Below are 22,728 nucleotides of genomic sequence, written 5' to 3'. Positions count from 1 at the left end.
GTGCGGGCACCCGGTAGCGCAGCACGTTTTCGCAGGTGGGCACGATTCCGCGCCACCCGCGAGCAAGATGTTCCGTCAGGTGGGGAGTACCCCGGAAGGCGTCAACGTAAGCGTGGCATTTCCCACGCGCGGGCAACGACGTATGTCGATAACGGCGAATTCACACTATCGTCATAAGACCCGGCGAACCCGGGAGTAACACTCGCGCCCTGACTGGCCCCCACCACAACGGCCCGTCACGGCCGGGCACGTGCACAGCAGCACCACCACAGTTCGGCCGCCCAGTGCTGTGCGGTCCTCCCGATGTCTGTCTCCGGACGGTCGTGCTCCCTTCGTGGACGACGGCCTTGGACGACATCTGCTCTCGACTGACCATCGCGGTCCCGGACCACTTTGTTAACTGGTTCTGCCTGAATCACTTGATGAGGTGCGTGCCGGTCGCGCCGACGCCTTGGGAGGCGGCCAGCCGTGACCCACCGTGCTAGTTCCATCCCTCATTCGGGGGAAGAGCAGGCCAAGGGCCTGTACCGCACCGAATACGAACACGACGCCTGCGGTGTCGCCTTCGTCGCCGACCTCCAGGGACGGCGAGATCACGCGATCGTGGCCAAAGCACTTGTCGCACTGCGGAATCTGGAACATCGCGGAGCTCGGGGCGCTGAACCCGACACCGGCGACGGCGCCGGCCTGCTGATCCAGATCCCGGACGAGTTCTACCGCGCGGTGGCCGGGTTCACCCTGCCCGAGGCGGGCGCGTACGCGGTGGGTACCGCGTTCCTCCCGACCGACGAGAAGCTGCGTGGCCGCGCGATGAGCGCCATCGAGCGCATCGCGGGCGAAGAGGACATGCGGGTGCTCGGCTGGCGCGAGCTGCCGGTCGACCCCGAGCACGTCGGCCCGACGGCGGCCGAGACGATGCCGCACTTCACCCAGCTGTTCCTGGCCGGGCGCCGGAACAACCGCGACGGGCTCGCGCTGGAGCGCGCGGCGTTCTGCGTCCGCAAGCGCGCGGAACACGAGCTGGCCGAGGAGATCGGGGAGGGCGCGGTGTACTTCCCCTCGCTGTCCTCGCGCACGATCGTCTACAAGGGAATGCTCACCGAGCCGCAGGTCGAGAAGTTCTTCCCCGACCTCACCGACGAGCGCGTCACCAGCGCCATCGGGCTGGTGCACTCCCGGTTCTCCACCAACACCTTCCCCTCGTGGCCGCTGGCCCACCCGTACCGCTACGTCGCGCACAACGGCGAGATCAACACGTTGCGCGGCAACCGGAACTGGATGGACGCCCGCGAGGCGCTGCTCGAAACCGATCTGATTCCCGGTGACCTCAAACGGATCTACCCGGTCATCACCCGCGGCGCGAGCGACTCGGCCTCCTTCGACGAGGTGCTGGAGCTGCTGCACCTCGGTGGCCGGTCGCTGCCGCACGCGGTGCTGATGATGATCCCGGAGGCCTGGGAGAACCACCAGGAGATGGACCCCGCGCGCCGCGCGTTCTACGAGTTCCACTCGACGCTGATGGAGCCGTGGGACGGGCCGGCACTGGTCGCCTTCACCGACGGCGACCAGATCGGCGCGGTGCTGGACCGCAACGGCCTGCGCCCCGGCCGGTACTGGGTCACCGACGACGGCCTGGTGGTGCTCGCCAGCGAGGTCGGCGTGCTGGAGCTGGACCAGTCGAGGATCGTCCGGAAAGGACGGTTGGAACCGGGCCGCATGTTCCTCGTGGACACCGTCGCGGGACGGATCGTCGAGGACGAGGAGATCAAGACCGAGCTGGCCACCGCGCATCCCTACGACGAATGGGTGGACGCCGGGCTACTGCGGCTGGAGGATCTCCCCGAGCGCGACCGCGAGGTCCCGCTGCACGCGGCGCTCGTGCGCCGTCAGCAGGCGTTCGGCTACACCTCCGAGGAACTCGAAACCATCCTCGAACCGATGGCCCGCACCGGCGCGGAGCCGATCGGCTCGATGGGCAACGACTCACCGATCGCCACGCTTTCGAGCCGCTCGCGGCTGCTGTACGACTACTTCATCCAGCTGTTCGCCCAGGTGACGAATCCGCCGCTGGACGCCATCCGCGAGGAACTCGTCACCGCGCTGGGCACCCAGCTCGGCGCGGAGCCGAACCTGCTCGACGCCGACGCCAGGTCGTGCCGCCGGATCGTGCTGCCGTTCCCGGTGCTGGACAACGACCAGCTCGCGAAGCTCGTGCACGTCAACGACGACGGTGACCTGCCGGAGTTCCAGGCGGTCACCGTGCTCGGCCGGTACAACGTGCACGGCGGCGGGCAGGCGCTGACCGAACGGCTCGACGAGATCCGCGCCGAGGTGTCGGAGGCCATCGAGGACGGCGCGCGGCTGATCGTGCTGTCCGACCGCGGCGTCGACGCCGACCACGCGCCGATCCCCTCGCTGCTGCTCACCGGCGCGGTGCACCACCACCTGGTCCGGGAGAAGACCCGCACCCAGGTCGGTCTCGTCGTCGAGGCGGGCGACGCGCGCGAGGTGCACCACATCGCGCTGCTCGTCGGCTACGGCGTCGCCGCGGTCAACCCGTACATGGCGATGGCGACCGTCGAGGAAATGGCCCTGCAGGGCCGGATTCCCGGTGTCACCGCGCACCAGGCCACCCAGAACCTGATCAAGGCGCTGGGCAAGGGCGTGCGCAAGACCATGTCGAAGATGGGAGTGTCCACTGTGGCCTCCTACACCGGCGCGCAGATCTTCGAGGCGGTCGGGCTCGGCGACGAGGTCATCGAGACCTGCTTCACCGGGACCACCTCACGCCTCGGCGGCGTCGGTTTCGACACGCTCGCCGACGAGGTCGCCCAGCGGCACCGCCACGCCTTCCCCGCCGACGGTTTCCACGCGAACCACCGGGAGCTGGCGACCGGCGCGGACTACCAGTGGCGCCGCGAGGGCGAGCCGCACCTGTTCAACCCGCAGACGGTGTTCAAGCTCCAGCACTCCACCCGCAGCGGGAAGTACGAGATCTTCAAGGAGTACACGAAGGCGGTCGACGACCAGTCCGAGAAGCTGCTGACGCTGCGCGGGCTGTTCGACTTCCGTTACGGCGCACGGCCTCCGGTGCCGATCGACGAGGTCGAACCGGTCTCGGAGATCGTCAAGCGGTTCGCCACCGGCGCGATCTCCTACGGCTCGATCTCGGCGGAGATGCATGAAACCCTGGCCATCGCGATGAACCGGCTCGGCGGCAAGTCGAACACCGGCGAGGGCGGCGAGGACTCGGAGCGGCTCTACGATCCCGAGCGGCGCAGCGCGGTGAAGCAGGTCGCGAGTGGACGGTTCGGGGTGACCAGCGAGTACCTGGTCAACGCCGACGACATCCAGATCAAGATGGCGCAGGGCGCGAAGCCCGGCGAGGGCGGGCAGCTGCCCGGCCCCAAGGTGTACCCGTGGATCGCGAAGACGCGGCACTCGACGCCCGGCGTCGGGCTGATTTCGCCGCCGCCGCACCACGACATCTATTCCATCGAGGACCTGGCGCAGCTGATCCACGACCTCAAGAACGCCAATCCGAAGGCACGCATCCACGTGAAGCTCGTGTCCGAGGTCGGCGTCGGCACGGTCGCGGCCGGGGTGTCGAAGGCACACGCCGACGTCGTGCTCATCTCCGGGCACGACGGCGGGACCGGCGCGTCGCCGCTGTCGTCGATCAAGCACGCCGGTGGCCCGTGGGAACTCGGGCTCGCCGAGACGCAGCAGACGTTGCTGGCCAACCGGTTGCGCGACCGGATCGTGGTGCAGACCGACGGCCAGCTGAAGACCGGCCGTGACGTCGTCGTCGCGGCGCTGCTCGGCGCCGAGGAGTTCGGCTTCGCGACCGCGCCGCTGGTGGTGTCCGGCTGTATCATGATGCGGGTGTGTCACCTCGACACCTGTCCGGTGGGCGTGGCCACGCAGAACCCGAAGCTGCGCGAGAAGTTCAGCGGCAAGGCCGAGTACGTGGTGAACTTCTTCGAGTTCATCGCGCAGGAGGTCCGGGAGTACCTGGCGGAGCTGGGTTTCCGGTCCATCGCCGAGGCCGTCGGGCACGCGGAGTTCCTCGACAAGCGCAAGGCGGTCGAGCACTGGAAGGCCTCCGGGCTGGACCTGGCACCGATCTTCCACGTGCCCGAGATGGCGCCGGCCGGGCTGCGGCTCCAGCAGACGATCCAGGACCACGGGCTGGACAAGGCGCTCGACAACACGCTGATCCAGCTCGCCGAGGGTGCGTTGAACTCCGGTGACAAGGTGCGGCTGGAACTGCCGGTACGCAACGTGAACCGGACCGTGGGCACCATGCTCGGCTCGGAACTGACCCGGCGGTGGGGCGGCGAGGGCCTGCCGGACGACACCATCGACGTCACCTTCACCGGGACCGCCGGCCAGTCGTTCGGCGCGTTCGTGCCGCGCGGCATCACCCTGCGGCTGATCGGCGACGGCAACGACTACGTCGGCAAGGGCCTGTCGGGCGGCCGGATCATCGTGCGGCCGCCGTACGAGGCGACGTACGCGGCGGAAGAGCACATCATCGCCGGGAACGTCATCGGTTACGGCGCGACGAGCGGCGAGATCTTCATCCGCGGCAAGGTCGGCGAGCGGTTCTGCGTGCGCAACTCGGGCGCGCTGGCCGTCGTCGAGGGCGTCGGCGATCACGGCGGCGAGTACATGACCGGGGGCCGGATGGTGGTGCTCGGCCAGGTCGGGCGCAACTTCGCGGCCGGGATGTCCGGCGGTATCGCCTACGTGCTCGATCTGCCCCAGTACCGGGTGAACCCGGAGATGGTGGACGTCGACCCGCTCGACTCCGAGGACGTGGCGTTCCTGCGGTCCACTTTGGAGAAGTACTACAACGAAACGGAATCCGCCGTCGCGCGGGCGCTGCTGGCGGACTGGGACGCGGCCACCGACCGGTTCGGCAAGGTCATGCCCAAGGACTACAAGCGGGTGCTCGCCGCACAGGCGAAGGCGGAGCGGGACGGGCGGGACGTGAACGAGGCGATCATGGAGGCGGCTCATGGCTGACCCCAAGGGTTTTCTGACCACCCGACGTGAAACGCCGAAGAGCCGGCCGGTGGATCTGCGGCTGATGGACTGGCGCGAGGTCTACGAGGACTTCGCGACGACGAAGCTCCAGAAGCAGGCCGGGCGCTGCATGGACTGCGGGATCCCGTTCTGCCACCAGGGCTGTCCGCTCGGGAACCTCATCCCGGAGTGGAACACGCTGACCTGGCAGGAGGACTGGCGCGAGGCGGCCGAGCGGCTGCACGCGACCAACAACTTCCCGGAGTTCACCGGCACGTTGTGCCCGGCGCCGTGTGAAACCGCTTGTGTGCTCGGGATCAACGACGATCCGGTGACGATCAAGCGGGTCGAGATCTCGATCGTCGACCGGGCCTTCGAGGAAGGCTGGGTCACTCCGCAGGTCCCGGCGACGAAGACCGGCAAGACGGTCGCCGTCGTCGGTTCGGGGCCGTCCGGACTTGCCGTGGCGCAGCAGCTGACGCGCGCGGGCCACAGCGTCGTGGTCCTCGAGCGGGCCGACAGGATCGGCGGGCTGCTGCGCTACGGCATCCCCGAGTTCAAGATGGAGAAGTCCCGTTTGGACCGCCGGCTCGACCAGATGCGGGCCGAGGGCACGGAATTCCGGACCTCGGTGAACGTCGGCGTCGACGTCACCGCGGAGGAACTGCGGTCCTCCTACGACGCCGTGGTGCTCGCGGGCGGGGCGACGGCGTGGCGGGATCTGCCGATCGACGGCCGCGAGCTGGACGGCATCCACCAGGCGATGGAGTTCCTGCCCCCGGCGAACCGGGTGGCCGCGGGCGAGCTGGAGGTGTCGCCGTTCGACGCGGCCGGGCTGGACGTCGTGGTGATCGGCGGCGGTGACACCGGCGCGGACTGCGTCGGCACGTCGCATCGTCAGGGCGCGAAGTCGGTGACGCAGCTGGAGATCATGCCGCGGCCGCCGCAGGCCCGTTCGGACGCCCACCCGTGGCCGACCTACCCGATGATCTACCGGGTTTCCTCGGCGCACGAGGAGGGTGGCGAGCGGCTGTACTCGGTCAACACGCAGGAGTTCCTGGGTGACGCCGACGGCCGGGTGCGCGCGCTTTCGCTGGTCGAGGTGCGCAACGAGGGCGGCAGGTTCGTCCCGGTCCCCGGCACCGAACGGGAGCTGCCCGCGCAGCTGGTGCTGCTGGCGATGGGCTTCGTGGGCCCGCAGCGCGAAGGCCTGCTCGAATCGCTGGGCGTCGACCTGGACCCGCGCGGGAACGTGGCGCGGGACAAGGACTTCCGGACGAACCTGGACAACGTGTTCGTGGCGGGCGACATGGGCCGCGGCCAGTCGCTCATCGTATGGGCGATCGCCGAGGGCCGCTCCGCGGCGTCCGCCGTCGACGCCTACCTCACCGGCCGCGACGTCCTCCCCGCCCCGATCCGCCCCACCGACCGCCCCATCGCGTAGTCCCGAACCGCGAAACTCGCGTGATTCGGCACCGAACTCGCGTGATTGAACCCGGACCTCGTTCAATCACGCGAGTTACGTGTCCCATCACGCGAGTTTCGCTTTTGATCACACGAGTCCCGCGATTCCCCTCTGACCCTATTGCTCCTTTCGAGTGAAAGGGTGGCATTGCGGCGGGTACTCAGCGCAACCTGGAGGTAGGGGACGCCGTCGGTGACGAGGGGGCTCGAGCCGACGGCGTGCCGTCCAACGGACGGTGTTTTTCATGGGGGAAGGGGACCCTGATGGCTGTCGATCTCACCACCACGTTGAGCTGGAAATCCGCGACCGGTGACGCGTCGACCATGCTCGACGAACTCCAGCCGAACATTCTGAAGCCGCACGTCCGCGATCATCTTTCCGCGCTGTTCCTGCGTTTCACCAATGTCGTCGAAGCCCGCGTTTTCCTTGCCACGCTGGCGAAACAGCAGATGAAGTCGGCGAAACAACACCTCAGGGAGGTCGACGCGTTCAAGGCGGACGCTACCACCGGGACACCGTACGTCGGCGTCGGGCTCACCGCGTCGGGCTATCGGTTCCTCGGTGTGCGGAAGGCGCCGGCGGACCCGTCGTTCCAGCGCGGGATGCGCGCGCCGGAGACCAGACGGACACTCACCGATCCACCCCGTTCGACCTTCGACCCGGGTTACCGCGACGAACTCCACGCCGTGGTCCTGGTGGGGGACGCGACCGATTCGGCGATGACCGCGCGTCGCAACGAGATCCTGGCCCTGCTGCCGGACTCCGCGACGGTGCTCACCGAGGAGATCGGCCTCGGCCGGATCAACGCGCGGGGCGAGAGCATCGAGCACTTCGGGTACGTCGACGGCCGCAGCCAGCCGCTGTTCCTCGGCGAGGACCTCGACGCCGAGAAGAACACCACCGACGGCATCAACGTGTGGAACCCGGGCGCGCCGCTCGGCCAGGTCCTGGTGCCGGACGCCGCCGCGCCGAACCCGGCCGCCCACTTCGGCAGCTACTTCGTCTTCCGGAAGCTGGAACAGAACGTCCGGCGGTTCAAGCAGGCCGAGTCCGACCTCGCCGACACGCTCGGCCTGCGCGGCACCGACCGTGAACGCGCGGGCGCGATGATCATCGGCCGGTTCGAGGACGGCACACCGCTGACCACCCAGCGCGAGGACGGCGCGGAAAGCCCGGTGTCCAACAACTTCACCTATGACAGCGACGAAAACGCCACGAAGTGCCCGTACCAGGCGCACATCCGCAAGACGAACCCGCGCGGCAGCGGCGGGGTCGAGGAACTCCCGCAGGAACGTCAGCACCTGATGGCGCGGCGCGGGGTGCCCTACGGCGAGCGGGCCGACGACCCGAACGCGGATCTGCCGCCCTCGGCCCGGCCGTCGGGAGAGGTCGGGCTGCTGTTCATGGCGTTCAACGCGTCGCTGGGCAACCAGTTCGAGTTCACCCAGGCGAACTGGGCCAACAACCCGGCCTTCCCGCGTGTCAGGACGGTTCCCCCGGCCCCGCCGGTCGTTCCGGGGCTCGACCCGGTGATCGGGCAGGGCACCCGCACGCCGTCGGACTACGTCGTCGACTGGGGCGGCAAGGCGAAGCAGACCGCCGATCCCGTCCCGCAGGCGGTGACCCTCAAGGGCGGCGACTACTTCTTCATGCCGTCACTGGCTTTCCTGCGCGCACTGGCCTGATTCTCCCGCGGTGCTCTGAAGGCCACCATGAGGGACCTAGACGCCCTCATGGTGGCCTTCAGAGTCTTTGGCCGAGCAGGTCGAGGGCGAGCAGACCGGCGCCGAGGCGGCCCGCTTCGGGGCCGAGTTTCGCGACGCGCAGATCGGGCATCCGCTGGAAGGTCAGCGATGCCGCCAGCCGCTCGCGCACCGGCGCGACGACGAACTCCCCCGCCGCGAACAGGCCACCGCCGAGCACGACCGCCTCCGGCCCGAGCAACGTCACCAGCGTCCGGAGGCCGTGCACGAGCCCGTCCACCGCCTCGGACACCACGGCCGCCGCGAGCGCGTCGCCGTCGCGGGCGAGTTCGAGCACCGGCTGCGCGCCGTCGACGTCCCGGCCCGCCCGTTCGGCGTAGTTCCGCGCGATCGCCGAGGCCGACGCGATCGCCTCCAGGCACCCGACCGCGCCGCAGCCGCACCGCGCACGGTGACCGACGTCGATATGCCCGATTTCGCCCGCCAGCCCGTGTGCCCGGCGGATCCGGCCGTCCAGCAGCAGCGCCGCGGCGATCCCGGTCCCGACCGCGACGAACGCCGCGTCCACGCACCCCTGCCCCGCCCCCACCCGGAACTCGGCGAGCCCACCCGCGCTGACGTCGTGCCCGAAGGCGACCGGCAGCCCGAGCCGGGCCTCCAGCAGTTCGCCGAAGGGGACGTCCCGCCAGTCGAGATTCGCCGAAAACCGCGCCACCCGGGCCTGTTCGTCGACGATCCCCGGCACCACGACGCCCGCCGCGCGCACCGACGTCGTCCCGCCCAGCTCCCGCACCAGCGCGGTGACCTGCTCCGCGAGTGCCGTCCCGTCCGCGCCGCGCGCGGTCGGGACCTGCCGTTCCGCCAGGACGCCGAGCCGCGTGTCCAGCAGCGCGGCCTTGATCGTCGTACCGCCGACATCGAGTGCGGCCACCGTGTCCATGCCCCGCATTGTCACATCCCGTGCCGGCGCATTGACGCCCCCGGCACCGCGACCTACTCTCAGACGGCCAGCCGACGGAATCCGGAACGCGGTGAGAATCCGCGCGGTCGCGCCACTGTGACCCCCGAGGGGGAAGCCAGACCCGGAGCCGTCGAAATGTTGTCCCCGACGAGGCCGCGCAAGCCCAAGGAGGTCACCGTGACGAACCCGGCGATCACAGCCGCCCCTGTCCCGCTGCGGATCCCGATCCGCGAAATCCTGCCGTGGGCGGTGTTCGTCACCCTCCTCGCGCTGATCGCGCTGTACTTCGTCAGCACCGAGCAGGGCGCGCTTTCGGTGTTCGCGAACACCTACGTCCACGAGTTCGTGCACGACGGCCGGCACCTGCTGGCCTTCCCCTGCCACTGAGCGGGGCCGCGCCACTCATGATGAAGACCTTGCTGGTCCGCGGGATGCTCGCGGGCCTGATCGCCGGTGTGCTCGCGTTCGTTTTCGCCTACCTCTTCGGTGAGCCGTCGGTCAACGCGGCCATCGGCATCGAGGAGTCGGGCGGCGCCGCGCACTCCCACACGCACGAACACGGCGCGGGCGCCGAACCCGCACCCGCGCACGCCGAACCCGAGGAGGAGGTCGTCCCGCGCGACATCCAGAGCACCCTTGGGCTTTTCGCCGGTGTCGCGGTGTACGGGGTCGCGATCGGCGGGCTGTTCTCGCTCGCCTTCGCGTTCGTCTACGGCAGGATCGGCACGCTGCGTCCCCGTGTCACCACGGCGCTGCTCACCGGCGGTGCCTTCGCGGTGGTGTTCCTGGTGCCGTTCCTGAAGTACCCGGCGAACCCGCCCGCGGTCGGCCAGGCAGGCACGATCGGGCAACGTACCGAGCTGTACTTCGGTTTCCTCGCGATTTCGCTGCTGGCCGGGATTCTCGCCGCCGCCTTCGGCCGCAAACTCGCCGACGCGCTGGGCGCGTGGCGGGGCGGGCTGCTGGCCTGCGCCGGGTACGTCGTCGTGGTCGCGGTGGCCGCGTGGCTGATGCCGGTGATCGACGAGGTCCCGGCGACCTTCCCCGGCTCGACGCTGTGGAGTTTCCGCACCGCGTCGGTGGGCACGCAGCTGACCCTGTGGATCTCCCTTGGCCTGGTTTTCGGCTTCCTGGCCGAAAAGGCGTTGGCACGTAAGAGTGTCGCCACCGTTTCGGCGTAGGGCGTCAGGTCGGCCGCGACGCGCTCAGCCCGCGTCGCGGCTGATCCTTTCCCACCGTTCCCACTCTTCGACGCGCTTCCGGTAGGCGTCGAGCACGACGTCGTAGTCCCCGTCGCCGAGCAGGACACGCAACGGCGGTTCCGCCACCGCCGCCAGGGCGAGCAACGCCTCGGCGACGCGCGCCGGGTCGCCGGGCCGGTCACCCGCGTACGCGCGCGCCAGCGCGGCGCGCACCGGCCGGTACTCCGGACGCGGTTCGGCGATCTTCATGCTCTGGCGGAGGAATCCGGTGGCGTAGGTGCGCGGCTCCACGAGCGTCACGTGCACCCCGAAGGGCGCCAGCTCGCCCGCGAGCGCTTCGCTCAGTCCCTCCAGCGCCCATTTGCTCGCGGCGTACGCGCCCATCGTCGGGACGCCGAGCACGCCGCCGACGCTCGACATCTGCAGCAGCCGTCCCGACTTCTGCGTCCGCAGGACCGGCGTCACCGCCTGCGTCACCCACAGCGCGCCGAAGAAGTTGACGTCCATCAGCTCGCGCACCGCGGCTTCCGTGAGCTCCTCGACCGCGCCCATGAGCCCCTGCCCCGCGTTGTTGAGCACCACGTCGATGCGCCCGAACGCCTTCGCGGCCGTCTCGACGGCGGCGAACACGGCCGCGCGGTCGGTGACGTCCAGCGGAAGGGCGACGAGGGCGTCTCCGTGCCGGGCGAGCAGATCCTCCAGCGCCGCGGGATTACGCGCGGTTCCGACGACACGGTGGCCCGCCGCGAGCGCCCGCTCGGTGACGAGCCTGCCGAAGCCGCGTCCGGCACCGGTGACGAACCAGACCTGGGAAGTCACGGGGTCTCCTTTCTCTGAAGGCCACCTTGAGGGCGTTCTGGTCTCTCATGGTGGCCTTCAGAGACCTTTCACGGCGCGCCGGGCGGGACGAAGGGAAGTCCGGCCGGGGCGCCGGAGTCGAGCAGGCGCAGCAGCACGGACGTGTCGAGCGCGGTGTCGACGGCGTCGGCGAGGCGGTCCAGCATGTCCTCGCGCAGCGCGGCGAAACCGGGCGCGTCCGGGGCGGGCGTCCACGAGCGGCCCGCGGCGCGGGCGACCTCGGTGAGCCAGGCGCGGCGGAAGCCGTCGTTCTCGAACGCGCCGTGCCAGGTCGTGCCCCACACCGCACCGGCACGGTGACCATCCAAAAAGGACTCCGCGGGCGCGACGGCCGTGGCGCTGCCGTGGTGGATCTCGTACGCCGACACCTGGTGGCCCCGCCAGGAACCGTGTGGCCGCCCGAGCACCTTCTCCGCGGCGAAGGCCACCCGCGTCGGCAGCAGTCCGAGGCCGTCCACCTCGCCCGCACCGGATTCCACGTCGTCCACAATGGACTCGGCGAGCATCTGGTAGCCGCCGCAGACGCCGAGCACCGGGCGTCCGGCGGCGGCCCGCGCGGTCACCGCCGCGTCGAGGCCGCGCGAGCGCAGCCAGCGCAGATCGTCCACTGTGGCCCGTGACCCCGGCAGCACCACCAGGTCCGCGGCCGCGACGACGTCGGGGTCGGCGGTCAGCGTCACGGTGACGCCGGGTTCGGCGGCCAGCGCGTCGACGTCGGTGGCGTTGGAGGCACGCGGGAAGCGCACCACCGCGACGGTCAGGCCGCCGCCCGTCTGCTCGCGGCGCCAGCCCGCCACCGCGAGCGCGTCCTCGGAGTCGATCCACACCCGGTCGAGCCACGGCAGCACGCCCAGCACCGGCCGCCCGGTGACCCGCTCCAGGCTGGCCAGACCGGGCCGGAGCAGACCGACGTCGCCGCGGAACTTGTTGACCACCCAGCCCGCGACCAGCGCCTGGTCCTCGGCCGAGAGCAGCGCGAGCGTGCCGAACATCGCGGCGAGCACCCCGCCCCGGTCGATGTCGCCGACCACCAGCACCGGCAGGGAGAACCGCCGCGCCAGCCCCAGGTTGACGTAGTCCCCGGCGCGGAGGTTGATCTCGGCCGGGCTGCCCGCGCCCTCGCAGACCACGACGTCGAAGCGGCCGCTCAGCTCGGCGTAGGCGTCGAACGCGATCGACGCGAGCCCGGCGCGCCCGGTGGCGTACTCCCCCGCTTCGAGCGTCCCGAACGGCTTGCCCAGCGCGACGACGTGACTGCGCCGGTCGCTGCCCGGCTTGAGCAGCACCGGGTTCATCGCGGCCTCGGGCTCGGCACGCGCCGCGCGGGCCTGGAGCCACTGCGCGCGGCCGATCTCGGCGCCGTCCGCGCAGACCATCGAGTTGTTGGACATGTTCTGCGCCTTGAACGGCGCGACCCGGATCCCCCGACGCGCCAGCCAGCGGCAGATCCCGGCGGTGACCAGGCTCTTCCCCGCGTCCGATGTGGTCCCGGCGACCAGCAGCCCGCTCACCTCGTCACCGCCACGGCGGCGGCCGCCGCCACACCGACCACTGTGGACAGCCGGACGGCCCGGCGCAGGTCGGCGGTCTCCGGCGCGCGTCCCTCGCCGAGGGTGCCACGGCGCTCGGCCCGGCCGCCGTAGCTGTTGGTCCCGCCGAGCCGGACGTCCAGCGCCCCGGCGAACGCGGCCTCGACCTGCCCGGCGTTGGGGCTGGGATGGAGCGCGCCGTAGCGCCGCCAGACCCGCCACGCCCGGCGGACCCGCCCGCCGACCAGCGGAGCCGACACCGTCGTCAGCACCGCGCCGATCCGCGAGGGCACGAGGTTCGCGACGTCGTCGGCGCGGGCCGACGCCCAGCCGAACCGCGCGTACCGCGGCGAGCGGTAGCCGACCATCGCGTCGAGCGTGTTGAGCGCGCGGTACCCGAGCAGGCCGGGAATCCCGCCGACCGCGCCCCAGAACAGCGGCGCGACCACGGCGTCGGAGGTGTTCTCGGCGATCGACTCGGTCGCGGCGCGGGCGAGCTCGGCGGAGTCCAGCCCGGTGGCGTCGCGCGCGCAGAGGTGGGAAAGCCTTTTCCGCGCGCCCGGGACGTCGCCGCTTTCGAGCAGCCTGGCCATCTCGGTGCCCTCGGCCGCGAGGCCGCGTCCACCGAGGACGATCCAGGTCGCGGCCGCGGTCAGCGCGAAGCGCGCGAAGGGACGTCGCCGTGTCGCGGCCTGAGCGGCGACGCCGAGCCCCGTCGCGGCGCCGACGCAGAGCGCGGCGTACCCGGCGCCTCGTGGTTTCGAGTCGGCCCATAGCCGTCGTTCCAGCGCCGCCGCGGCCGTCCCGAACAGGGCGACCGGGTGCCCCCGCCGGGGGTCGCCCAGTAGCGCGTCGGCGGCGAATCCGGTGATCAACCCGGCCGTCGTGGCTGCTTGTCGGAGTGGCACGTGGCGAACGGTAGCGTGTGCACGACAATGCGGAGTATGACCAAGCTGACGCACCGGCTCGCGGGGTACCTGGAGACCCTTGCGCGGGCACTTCGCCGGTACGGACGTGACGACGGCAAGGTGCTGGTCCTCGGCGGGGTGCGCTCGGGGAAGTCACGGCACGCCGAACGGCTCGTCGCGCACCACCCGGCCCTCGTCTACGTCGCGCCCGGCCTGCCGCCGAGCGCGGAGGACCCCGAGTGGGCCGCGCGTGTGGCCGCGCACAAGGCGAGAAGGCCGTCGCACTGGAAGACCGTCGAAACGACCGACCTGCCCGGCGTGCTGCGGAGCGCGACCGGCCCGGTGCTCATCGACTGCCTCGGCACCTGGCTCAGCCGGGTGCTCGACGAGGTCGGCGCGTGGACGCAGCGGCCCGGCTGGGAGTTGCGGCTGGACGAAAGACTGGAAGACTTCCTGGCGGCGTGGGCACAGGCGCGGGTGCCGGTGGTCGCGGTCAGCAACGAGGTCGGCAGCGGTGTGGTGCCCGCGACGGTGTCCGGACGCCTGTTCCGTGATGTGCTGGGCGCGCTCAACAACCGGGTGTCCGCCGAGTCCGACCGGGTGCTGGTCGTCCTCGCCGGCCGCGTGCTCGACCTGCCGTAGGGAGTTCCGCCATGCGTTTCACCATCCCCGTCCCGGACGCCGCCGCCCACGCCGCCGCGCGGGAACGGCTCGACGGGCTGGTCAAACCGGTCGGCTCGCTGGGACGGCTGGAGGAACTCGCGGCGTGGCTGAGCGCCGCGCACGGCTGCGTGCCGCCGCGCCCGCTCACCGACGTCCGGGTCGTGGTGTTCGCCGGTGACCACGGCGTGTCCGCGCTTTCCGCGTACCCGCGCGAGGTCACCGGTGCGATGGTGCGGGTGTTCCTGGCCGGGCACAGCGGGGTGAACGTGCTCGCCGAGCAGGTCGGGGCGCGGGTGCGGGTAGCGGACATCGCGGTCGACTGGGATGTTTCCGACGTACCGGCTTCCGTGCTGGCGCACAAGATCCGGCGTGGTTCGGGGTCGATCGACGTCGAGGACGCGCTGCTGCCCGGCGAAGCGCTGCGCGCGTTCGAGGCCGGGCTTTCGCTCGCGGACGAGGAGATCTCGACCGGGGCCGATCTGCTGATCCCCGGCGACATGGGGATCGGGAACACGGCGGTGTGCGCGGCGCTCGTGGCCGCGTCGCTCGGCCTGCCCGCCGCCGAGGTCGTCGGCGCCGGGACCGGAGTGGACTCCGCCGGGCTCGCGCGGAAGGTCGAGGCCGTGTCGGCGGCGCTCGCGCGCGCGGCGGGGCGGGTCGAAGACCCCTTCGAGCGGCTGACCGCGCTGGGCAGCGCCTGCGCGGCGGCGACGGCGGGGTTCCTCGTGCAGGCGGCGGCGCGGGCGGTGCCGGTGCTGCTGGACGGCGTGTTCTCCGGCGCCGCGGCGCTGGTCGCGCGGGACATCGCGCCGGGGGCGGAGCGGTGGTGGCTGGCCGGGCACCGTTCGACCGAGCCGTCGCAGGCGTTCGCGCTGAAGGCGCTGGGCCTGGAGCCGATCCTCGACCTCGGGCTGCGGCTCGGCGAGGGCAGCGGGGCGGTGCAGGCCGTCCCGACGCTGCGGGCCGCGCGGGCGATCCTCGCCGACATGGGCCTGCTCGCGGACCTCACGTGACTCGCTCACGACGGTCCGTGAATGCCACATTGAGGGACTCTGAGTCCCTCAATGTGGCATTCACGGACCGTCTTCGGAGCGGGAGGTGAGCCGGTGGGGTGACGCGGCGCGGCTGGCGGTCGGGACGCTGACCACCGTGCCGGTCCCGCCGCCGAGGGTGATCGACCGCCGGGTGGCCGGGGGCGCGATGGTGCTCGCGCCGGTCGCGGCGGTACCACCGGCGCTGGCCGCGGGGCTGATCGTCGCCGCGGGTGACGCGCTGGGCCTGCCCGCCTTCGCCGTCGCGGCGCTGGCGTTGGGCGCGGTCGCGCTGGGCACCCGCGGGCTCCACCTCGACGGGCTCGCCGACACCGCCGACGGGCTCGGCGCCTCCTACGACCGGGAGAAGGCGCTCGACGTCATGCGCCGCGGCGACTCCGGCCCGACCGGCGTGGCGACGCTGGTGCTCGTCCTGCTCGTCCAGGCCGGTGCGCTGAGCGGCGCGATCACGCACGGACACGGTGTCCCGGCAGTGGTCCTGGCTGTCCTCTGTGGACGATGTGTGCTCTCGCTGTGCTGCGCCAAGGGCGTCCCCTCCGCGCGGCCGGAGGGGCTGGGCGCGACCGTCGCCGGGTCCGTCCCGGTGGTCGCGGCGGTGCTGGTGTTCGTCCTCGCGGCGGGTCTCGCCGCGACGGCGCCTGGCCTGCCGTGGTGGCGCGGCCCGCTCGCCGTCGCCCTCGGCTACGTCGTCGCCGCGCTCCTGCTGGCCCAGTGCATCCGGCGCCTCGGCGGGATCACCGGCGACGTCCTCGGCGGCTGCGTCGAAGTCGCCGTGGCCGCCGCCCTGCTCACGACGGCGACGCCGTGAAGGCCCCCTTCACAGCGCTCAGCGCTGCGAAGAGGGCCTTCACGGATTACTCAGCCGGTCACTTCGCCGGCGGCGTGCACGCTCCGCGCACGTCGGTCACCGCCAACGTGGTGGCGTTGAAGGTGATGCTGCCGTGCTCGAAGCAGTTGCGGCGGCCTTCCGGCACCGCGAACTCGTCGGACGTCGGGTAGCCGAGGTACGAACGCTCCCAGTCGAGCGTGCGCCAGCGGTCCTTGATCGCGCCGTAGACCAGGTGCGCGTCGGTCGCGGACGTCCAGTAGATCGAGCCGCCACCCTTGAAGTGGTTGTAGCGGCCACGGCCGTCCGGCGTACCGGTCTCGTCGGTCACCGGGGGCCCGTAGTTGTCGTTCTTCAGCAGGTTCTGCTCCTGGTACCTGGCGAAGATGGCGCCCTCGATCTCCTTGACGCCGATCTCCTTGGTCCAGGTCAGCCTGCCGTTCTTGTAGTCCCGGTAGCGGACGTCGCCATCGGCCTTCTCCTCGGCGACGGCGTCACCGACACGGCCACGGATGTAGTCGTCGTTGAGCCAGCGGCGCGCGATGGCCGAGGTGGTCGGGTTCTCCCCGTGGACCCGCCAGAACGAGTCGATCTCGAACAGGTGGGCCGCGTCGTACGGGTGCGCGCCGCTGCGGTCGGCGGCGTAGAGCAGGCCACCGTAGTGCCGCAGGAAGCGACCGGGCGCGCTCTTGGACTCCAGCGACACGCCGTTGGGCTCCAGACCGGGCTTCGAGCACCAAGTCGCGTCGTTGTAGAAGCGGGGCGTGCCGTCGCTCGGCGCGATGAGCACCTTGTAGTCGAGCTGACGCAGGTAGGTGCCCGGCTTGGTGACCGACTCGAAGGAGTGGCAGTCGATGTCGGCGAGCCCGGGCACGACCTTCCAGGTGGCGTCGGCGCCTTCGCCCGGCACCGGCGCGGCGTTGCCGAAGGCGATGATCGCCTGGCTGCCCTGCTGGCCGCGGATGTAGGACCCGCGCGAGCCCAGCGTGTCCGCCTGGAGCGACTGCCGGAGCACGGCGTCCTCGGTCTGGCCGATACGCAGGAAGTGGTCGATCTCGTCGACGGTGCCCGAGGCCAGCATCCGGGTCGCCGCGGCGACGAGCGTCGGGTGGACCTTGCTGTTCTCCGCGCGGACCTTCAGCTCTTCCAGGCGTTTACGGTCGGCCGCGGCCTTCTTCTGCAACTCGATCGCGTTGTCCCGCTTGCTGGCATCGTAGATACCGGTGTCGATGAACGCCTTCCAGTCGGCCGGGTTCGGGCTGCGCAACGCCCGCTCCGCGGCCGCGGCCACCTCGGTACCCGGCTTCGCCCGGTTCCAGATCTCGCGGACGAAGTTGTCGTCCGGAAGGATCAGCAGGTTCTCCGTCGCGACGATCCCCAGCACGGACGCCGCACGGGATTTGGCCTCCCGCGCCGCGAGCCGCGCCTTCTCCGCCTCGGTGTGCTCGTGGTCCTGCTCGGCCTTGTCCTTCTCGTCCTGCTCGCGCGCGACGAGGATCCCGTTGCGCAGGAACTCCTTCTGCGCCGCCTCGTCCTTGCCGAACGCGGCCAGCGCGGCGGCCTTGACCTTCGGCCCGGTCGCCCGCTCCCACAACGCGTACACGAAGTCCTTGTAGGACAGGATCAGCAGGTCGTCCCCCGCCGAGATCCCGATCACCGCGGCCGCGCGCTGCTTCAGCTCGCGCGCCTGCTTCGCGAGCTCCGCGTCCCGGATCTCGTTCACGTCGTCGCGCTTCTTCGCCTCGTGGATCCCGGTCTTGATCCACTGGGTGCACTCCGCGTCGGAGCCCGAGAACGCCAGCTCCGCCGAAGCCCGCACCTCCGAACCCGTCGCCTTACGCCACAACGCGATGACGAAGTTGCGGTCGTTCAGCACCAAAAGATCGTCGCCGGCCACGATCCCCAGCACCGCGGCGGCCCGGACCTTGTCCTCCAGCGTCGCCTCCGGCACCGCCGCGGCCTCGGCGGCCGCGGTCTTGGTGTTCTCCGGCGCGGCCTGCGCCGGAACACCGGCCAGCCCCACCAGCAACGTGACTCCGGTCGCCGCGATCACCGCGCGCGACAACACCCCAGGTCTTTTCTTCATAACCCCTCTGTTCCTCGGTTCCTGTTTGTGGCTGCCGAGTGGGCCCGGCTCACGACGGAGACGGGCACCCGGACGTTCGGTTCGCTACCCTTCGCGCGGCGGGCAGGCCGCGCGGGACTCGGTGATCACCCCGGTCCCGGAGTTCCAGGCGATCGATCCGTGCTCGAAGTTCGAGCACGTGCCGCCCGCGATCGGGAAGAGGTCGGTGGTCGGATAACCGAGATAGGACCGCTCCCAGTCGAGCGCGCGCCAGCGGTCCTTGATCGCGCCGTAGATCAGGTGCGCGCCGGTCGCGGACGTCCAGTAGATCGAGCCACCACCCTGGAAGTGGTTGTAGCGGCCGCGACCGTCCGGCGTCCCCGTCTCGTCGGTGACCGCCGCGCCGTAGATCGGGCTCGACAGGACGCCGGCGTCCCGGTACTTGACGAAGATGTCGCCCTCGACCGCCTTGGCACCGGCCTCCTTGGTCCAGGTCAGCCTGCCGTTCTTGTAGTCCCGGTAGCGGATGTCGCCGACGACCTTCTCCTCGGCGACGGCGTCCCCGACACGGCCACGGATGTAGTCGTCGTTGAGCCAGCGGCGTTCGATCGCCGTCGTGGTCGGGTTCTCCCCGTAAATTCGCCAGAACGTGTCGGGCCCGTACAGGTTCGGCGAATCGAACGGGTGCGCGCCGCTGCCGTCGGCCGCGTAGACCAGCCCACCGTAGTGCCGCAGGAACCGGCCGGGCGCCCCCTTGGACTCCAGCGACACACCATAGGGGTCGAGGCCGGGGCGGGTGCACCAGGTGGCGTCCGCGCGGAAACGGTCACTGCCGTCGCTGGGCACGATGAGCACCTTGAAGTCCAGCTGACGCAGGTAGGTGCCTGGCTTGGTGACCGATTCGAAGGAATGGCAGTCGAGGTCGGCGAGACCGGGCACGACCTTCCATGTCGCGTCCGCCACCGGAGCCGACGGCGGCACTTCGCTGCCGAAGGCGATCTTCGCCTGCTCACCCTGCTCGCCACGAACGTAGGTACCCCGCACACCGGGTGACTCCGCCGAGATCGACTGGCGAAGGACGCCGTCCTCGTACTGGCCGACGCGGAGGAAGCGGTCGATGTCGTCGACGCTCCCGGCCAAAGCCTTCGTCGCCCCCGCGACCAGGCTCGGGTGGACCTTGCTGTTCTCCGCCCGGACCTTCAATTCTTCCAGGCGCCGGCGATCGGCCTCGGCCTTCTTCTGCAACGCGATCGCGACGTCACGACGGTTCGCGTCGTAGATACCGCTGTCGATGAACACCTTCCAGTCCGACGCGTTCGAACTGCGCAACGCCCGCTCGGCCGCACTCGCGACCTCGGTCCCCGGGGCCGCACGATTCCAGATCTCCCGGACGAAATTGTCATCCGACAGGATCAGCAGATTCTCCGTGGCCACGATCCCCAGCACGGCGGCCGCGCGGGCCTTGGCGTCGCGCGCGGCGAGGCGGGCCTTCTCCGCCTCGGTGTGCTCCTTGTCCTGATCGATCTTGTCCTGCTGGTCCCGCGCGTGCGCGGTGACGATCCCGTTGAGCAGAAACTCCTTCCGCGCCGCCTCGTCCGCACCGAACGCCGCCAACGCGGCGGCCTTCACCTTCGGGCCGGTCGCGCGCTGCCACAACGCATACACGAAGTCCTTATAGGACTGAATCAACAACTCCGGGTCCACGACGATCCCGATCGTCGCCGCCGCGTGCCGCTTCAACTCACGCGCCTGACGCGCGATCTCCGTGTCCCGAACCTCCTTGACGTCATCCCGCTTCTTCGCCTCATGGATCCCCGTCTTGATCCACTGACTGCACTCCAGGTCGCTACCGGAGAAAGCCAGCTCCGCCGAAGCCCGCACCTCCGAACCCGTCGCCTTACGCCACAACGCGATCACGAAGTTACGATCGCTGAGCACCAGCAAATCATCACCGGCCACGATCCCCAACACCGCCGCAGCGCGGACCTTGTCCTCCAACGTCGCCTCCGGCACCGCTGCCGCCTCAGCCGCGGTCGGCTTCGCGTTCGTAGGCACGGCCTGCGCCGGAACACCCGCCAGCCCCGCCAGCAACGCGACTCCGGTCGCCGCGATCACCGCACGCGACAACACCCCCTGCGCCGGGCTCGTTCTTGGCATTCCTTGCTACTCCTTATTCATTTCTACGCTCGTCGGGATAATGCCAGCGGTGATCCGGCCCGAGTGCCAATATTCGACAAGAACATTCCCGTCCGGCAGGTAAATCCATACGTCGTCACCGGTATCGATCAGCTCACCTGCGTTCGCCGCGGCAAGCCGGGCGGGCAGCCGAACCGTCGGGATAACCAGATTTCCCCAGAACACGACTACTTCGGAGGCTGCGGGCGAGTGCCGGAGCACGACCTCACCCAACACTCGCGCCGCATCCTCGTAGTCCTCCTCAAGAGACTGTTCCAGCACCACGGCACCCGACCAGTCGACCGCCCCGGTAGTCGCACGATCAACGGGAAACCGTCGCCTGCTCACCGCCGCCAGCGCGTCGTCCTCCTCGCGGGAGAGCTGATGCACCAAAGCGCTCTCCACAGGGCCAATTTCGTCGAGCAGGTCCTGCAACGCGGCGGGATGAGTGCCGTAGAAATCATTCATGATCAGATGTTACCCCGCAAAATCGCCTCGAACTCCGCCTGGGTTCCCGGCCATGCGATCGCCCACTTCTTCCCCGTTCCACCCTTACCGACTGTCACATTGATATGCGGCCCCTTAACCGGGTCCCAGTCGAGACGGAACCGCTTGAGTTCCCCGTTGACCCTGGTTTCGAATCCACACACCTTGCCGTAGGTCGAGGTAGCCTTCTCCATTCGGCCGACATAGGGCACGCGGGTGGCCGGGTCGATGTCACCCATCAGTTCGAGCGCCTTGTTCCTGGCGTTTTCCCAGCTCGCCGTGCTTACCGGGACTTCCTTGCTCGGCTTCGGTTTCGGCTCTTCTCCGACCTCGCAGGCATCGGAGTTGTGGACCAGAACATCCGCGCCGTGGGCATCCACGTAGTAGGTGTGAATGCCTTCGACAGTCAGGTTGTAGACCTTCCGCACCTCGGTGCGGAAACCGACCGAGGTGACGGGAAGTTCGCCGCCGTCGGCGGCGCGCAGCCGCGAACCCGGTTTCAGGTCCTTGGCGTCCACCCAACGTCCTTCGCCATCCACCCAGAACGGGTGATGGTCGGTCGCGTCAACTGTGCCGGTGTGAGTACCGTCCACTCCGACGCCGACCTTGACCAGGTGCTTCTCTCCTTCCCCCACGATGATCGCGCTGACCCGCCGCGGACCAGTCAGGCCAGATACCGGATCGGTCGCGGTCACCTCCTCACCGACCACGACCTGGTCGATCCGCCGATGTGACCCGTCGGCCATCAGGACCGGGGTGTCCGGCGTGAAGCTGTTCTTCGGAACGCAGACGCGCTTGGCGTCCCCGATGGTCTTCTTCGCCAGCTCAAGGATCTTGCGCCCAGCCTTCGAGCCTTCGAGAAACTTCGTCAGCCCGCTGGCGATCTTCGCGATCGCCGAACCGACTGCCGGCAGCTTCGCGACGAGTACAAGCAGCGAGCCGACGTTGATCACCGTCCACAGGCAAGCCGCGACATCACCCTCGCCGAAGCACTTCTTCGCGTCGGTCACGCCGATGGCGTCCAGCAGCACCTGCCCGCCGTTTTCGAGGATGTAGTCGATGATGCCGTGCTTCGCCTGATTCAGGGCATCCTCGTACTGCTTTACCGCGTCGGGGCCACCCTCCATGAACAGCACGTCTTCGTCGTCCACGGAAATCTGCTGCTCATCAGCACCGGCGGCCTCAGCGTCCTGCTTGCGTTTTTCTGCTTCGCGTTGGCGTTGGGCTTCTTCGGCGCGGTCGGCGGCTTTGCCTGCTTCGATGGCGGCGTTCATGGCGTTCTTGGCGGCGGTGGCGGCGTTGTCGGCGTGCCGCTGCGCGCTCTCGGCCGCCGCGTTCGCCGCGGTGGCATCGGCTTCCGCCCGATCCGCCGCACCCCGCGCGGCAGCCGCGTCGGACTCCGCCCGGCTGGCCGCACCCCGCGCGGCGGCGGCTTCGCCTTCGGCCGCCGACGCGGCGCGGCCGGCGATGGCGGCGTCGCTGTTGGCCTGGTTCGCTGCCCGACGGGCCTTGACCGCGTCGTCGTGGGCCTGCGCATCAGCCTGGTTCGCCCGCGCGGCTGCCGCACGGGCGGCGGCACCGTCCGAAGCGGCCTCGGCCGCGGCCTGCTGCGCCTCCGCCGCCGACTTCGCCGCCGCCGCCGACGACCTGGCCGCCGCAGCCGCCGCGTCGAACGCCGGTTTCACCTCACCCGCTGCCCGCGCCGCCGCCTCCTCGGCCAACTTCGCCGCGGCGAGGGCCTCGTTCGCCCGGTCCTGCGCGGCCTTGGCCTGCTCAGCACCCACCGCCTTGGCCTGATTCGCCA

General features: G+C 70.3%; 16 protein-coding genes. 8 read left to right on the top strand and 8 right to left on the bottom strand.

Annotated features, from left to right (window positions below):
• Nucleotides 1-468 precede the first annotated feature (468 nt).
• The 3 genes from gltB to ABD987_RS43085 all read left to right on the top strand — a co-directional run bounded on the left by gltB (nucleotide 469) and on the right by ABD987_RS43085 (nucleotide 8,181).
• Complete coding sequence (gene gltB / locus ABD987_RS43095) at nucleotides 469-5,031, top strand: glutamate synthase large subunit (RefSeq protein ID WP_345408551.1); 4,563 nt, start codon at nucleotides 469-471, stop codon at nucleotides 5,029-5,031.
• Nucleotides 5,024-6,475 carry a glutamate synthase subunit beta gene (locus ABD987_RS43090; RefSeq protein ID WP_345408549.1) on the top strand — a complete coding sequence of 484 codons (1,452 nt, stop codon included), beginning with the start codon at nucleotides 5,024-5,026 and terminating at the stop codon, nucleotides 6,473-6,475. The genes gltB and ABD987_RS43090 overlap by 8 nt, the downstream gene beginning before the upstream one ends.
• Before the next feature lie 284 nt (nucleotides 6,476-6,759).
• Nucleotides 6,760-8,181: a Dyp-type peroxidase gene (locus tag ABD987_RS43085; RefSeq protein WP_345408547.1), complete on the top strand. Its 1,422-nt coding sequence runs from the start codon at nucleotides 6,760-6,762 to the stop codon at nucleotides 8,179-8,181.
• Between the two features lie 58 nt (nucleotides 8,182-8,239).
• On the opposite strand, the gene ABD987_RS43080 is transcribed toward ABD987_RS43085, so the two are convergent.
• Nucleotides 8,240-9,139 carry an ROK family protein gene (locus tag ABD987_RS43080; protein ID WP_345408545.1) on the bottom strand — a complete coding sequence of 300 codons (900 nt, stop codon included), beginning with the start codon at nucleotides 9,137-9,139 and terminating at the stop codon, nucleotides 8,240-8,242.
• Between the two features lie 198 nt (nucleotides 9,140-9,337).
• Here ABD987_RS43080 and ABD987_RS43075 point away from each other — a divergent pair, with 198 nt between their 5' ends.
• Entirely contained in the window at nucleotides 9,338-9,547 is a 210-nt protein-coding gene (locus ABD987_RS43075) for a CbtB domain-containing protein (RefSeq protein WP_345408543.1), read from the top strand.
• A 17-nt stretch (nucleotides 9,548-9,564) separates the two neighbouring features.
• Nucleotides 9,565-10,341: a CbtA family protein gene (locus ABD987_RS43070; RefSeq protein WP_345408541.1), complete on the top strand. Its 777-nt coding sequence runs from the start codon at nucleotides 9,565-9,567 to the stop codon at nucleotides 10,339-10,341.
• Between the two features lie 24 nt (nucleotides 10,342-10,365).
• On the opposite strand, the gene ABD987_RS43065 is transcribed toward ABD987_RS43070, so the two are convergent.
• The 3 genes from ABD987_RS43065 to ABD987_RS43055 all read right to left on the bottom strand — a co-directional run bounded on the left by ABD987_RS43065 (nucleotide 10,366) and on the right by ABD987_RS43055 (nucleotide 13,657).
• Nucleotides 10,366-11,181, bottom strand: a complete 816-nt coding sequence (locus ABD987_RS43065; RefSeq protein WP_345408539.1) for an SDR family NAD(P)-dependent oxidoreductase — start codon at nucleotides 11,179-11,181, stop codon at nucleotides 10,366-10,368.
• 68 nt (nucleotides 11,182-11,249) lie between these two features.
• Entirely contained in the window at nucleotides 11,250-12,731 is a 1,482-nt protein-coding gene (locus tag ABD987_RS43060) for a cobyric acid synthase (protein WP_345408537.1), read from the bottom strand.
• On the bottom strand, nucleotides 12,728-13,657 hold the full coding sequence (locus ABD987_RS43055) for a cobalamin biosynthesis protein (protein WP_345408535.1): 930 nt from the start codon (nucleotides 13,655-13,657) through the stop codon (nucleotides 12,728-12,730). Before ABD987_RS43055 ends, ABD987_RS43060 begins: the two co-directional genes overlap by 4 nt.
• A 36-nt stretch (nucleotides 13,658-13,693) precedes the next feature.
• Between ABD987_RS43055 and ABD987_RS43050 the strand changes: the two genes are divergently transcribed.
• The 3 genes from ABD987_RS43050 (at nucleotide 13,694) to ABD987_RS43040 (ending at nucleotide 16,180) form a co-directional block, all read left to right on the top strand.
• Nucleotides 13,694-14,299 (top strand): bifunctional adenosylcobinamide kinase/adenosylcobinamide-phosphate guanylyltransferase, encoded by a 606-nt coding sequence (locus ABD987_RS43050; protein WP_345408533.1) that lies wholly within the window; start codon nucleotides 13,694-13,696, stop codon nucleotides 14,297-14,299.
• Nucleotides 14,300-14,310: 11 nt separating this feature from the next.
• Nucleotides 14,311-15,333, top strand: a complete 1,023-nt coding sequence (cobT, locus tag ABD987_RS43045) for a nicotinate-nucleotide--dimethylbenzimidazole phosphoribosyltransferase (protein WP_345408531.1) — start codon at nucleotides 14,311-14,313, stop codon at nucleotides 15,331-15,333.
• 85 nt (nucleotides 15,334-15,418) lie between these two features.
• On the top strand, nucleotides 15,419-16,180 hold the full coding sequence (locus tag ABD987_RS43040; protein ID WP_345408529.1) for an adenosylcobinamide-GDP ribazoletransferase: 762 nt from the start codon (nucleotides 15,419-15,421) through the stop codon (nucleotides 16,178-16,180).
• Nucleotides 16,181-16,238: 58 nt separating this feature from the next.
• On the opposite strand, the gene ABD987_RS43035 is transcribed toward ABD987_RS43040, so the two are convergent.
• From ABD987_RS43035 to ABD987_RS43020, 4 genes are all read right to left on the bottom strand, one after another.
• Nucleotides 16,239-18,284: an AbfB domain-containing protein gene (locus ABD987_RS43035; protein ID WP_345408527.1), complete on the bottom strand. Its 2,046-nt coding sequence runs from the start codon at nucleotides 18,282-18,284 to the stop codon at nucleotides 16,239-16,241.
• Between the two features lie 84 nt (nucleotides 18,285-18,368).
• Nucleotides 18,369-20,420 (bottom strand): AbfB domain-containing protein, encoded by a 2,052-nt coding sequence (locus ABD987_RS43030; protein ID WP_345408525.1) that lies wholly within the window; start codon nucleotides 20,418-20,420, stop codon nucleotides 18,369-18,371.
• Between the two features lie 6 nt (nucleotides 20,421-20,426).
• Nucleotides 20,427-20,906: a hypothetical protein gene (locus ABD987_RS43025; RefSeq protein WP_345408523.1), complete on the bottom strand. Its 480-nt coding sequence runs from the start codon at nucleotides 20,904-20,906 to the stop codon at nucleotides 20,427-20,429.
• Nucleotides 20,907-20,908: 2 nt separating this feature from the next.
• A partial coding sequence (locus ABD987_RS43020) for a polymorphic toxin-type HINT domain-containing protein (RefSeq protein ID WP_345408521.1) occupies nucleotides 20,909-22,728 on the bottom strand: 1,820 nt, incomplete at its 5' end.

It is taken from the genome of Amycolatopsis samaneae, from assembly GCF_039541975.1.
GTDB classification, from domain to species: Bacteria; Actinomycetota; Actinomycetes; order Mycobacteriales; family Pseudonocardiaceae; genus Amycolatopsis; species Amycolatopsis samaneae.
This window is presented reverse-complemented; position numbering and strand designations above follow the sequence as displayed.

What these genes read in the sequence shown, in the direction of transcription:
- ABD987_RS43085 (WP_345408547.1), top strand. Translation starts at nt 6,760, where the DNA reads ATGGCTGTCGATCTCACCACCACGTTGAGCTGGAAATCCGCGACCGGT.
- ABD987_RS43030 (WP_345408525.1), bottom strand. Translation starts at nt 20,420, where the DNA reads ATGCCAAGAACGAGCCCGGCGCAGGGGGTGTTGTCGCGTGCGGTGATC.
- ABD987_RS43080 (WP_345408545.1), bottom strand. Translation starts at nt 9,139, where the DNA reads ATGGACACGGTGGCCGCACTCGATGTCGGCGGTACGACGATCAAGGCC.
- ABD987_RS43090 (WP_345408549.1), top strand. Translation starts at nt 5,024, where the DNA reads ATGGCTGACCCCAAGGGTTTTCTGACCACCCGACGTGAAACGCCGAAG.
- ABD987_RS43070 (WP_345408541.1), top strand. Translation starts at nt 9,565, where the DNA reads ATGATGAAGACCTTGCTGGTCCGCGGGATGCTCGCGGGCCTGATCGCC.
- ABD987_RS43035 (WP_345408527.1), bottom strand. Translation starts at nt 18,284, where the DNA reads ATGAAGAAAAGACCTGGGGTGTTGTCGCGCGCGGTGATCGCGGCGACC.
- ABD987_RS43050 (WP_345408533.1), top strand. Translation starts at nt 13,694, where the DNA reads ATGACCAAGCTGACGCACCGGCTCGCGGGGTACCTGGAGACCCTTGCG.
- cobT (WP_345408531.1), top strand. Translation starts at nt 14,311, where the DNA reads ATGCGTTTCACCATCCCCGTCCCGGACGCCGCCGCCCACGCCGCCGCG.
- ABD987_RS43025 (WP_345408523.1), bottom strand. Translation starts at nt 20,906, where the DNA reads ATGAATGATTTCTACGGCACTCATCCCGCCGCGTTGCAGGACCTGCTC.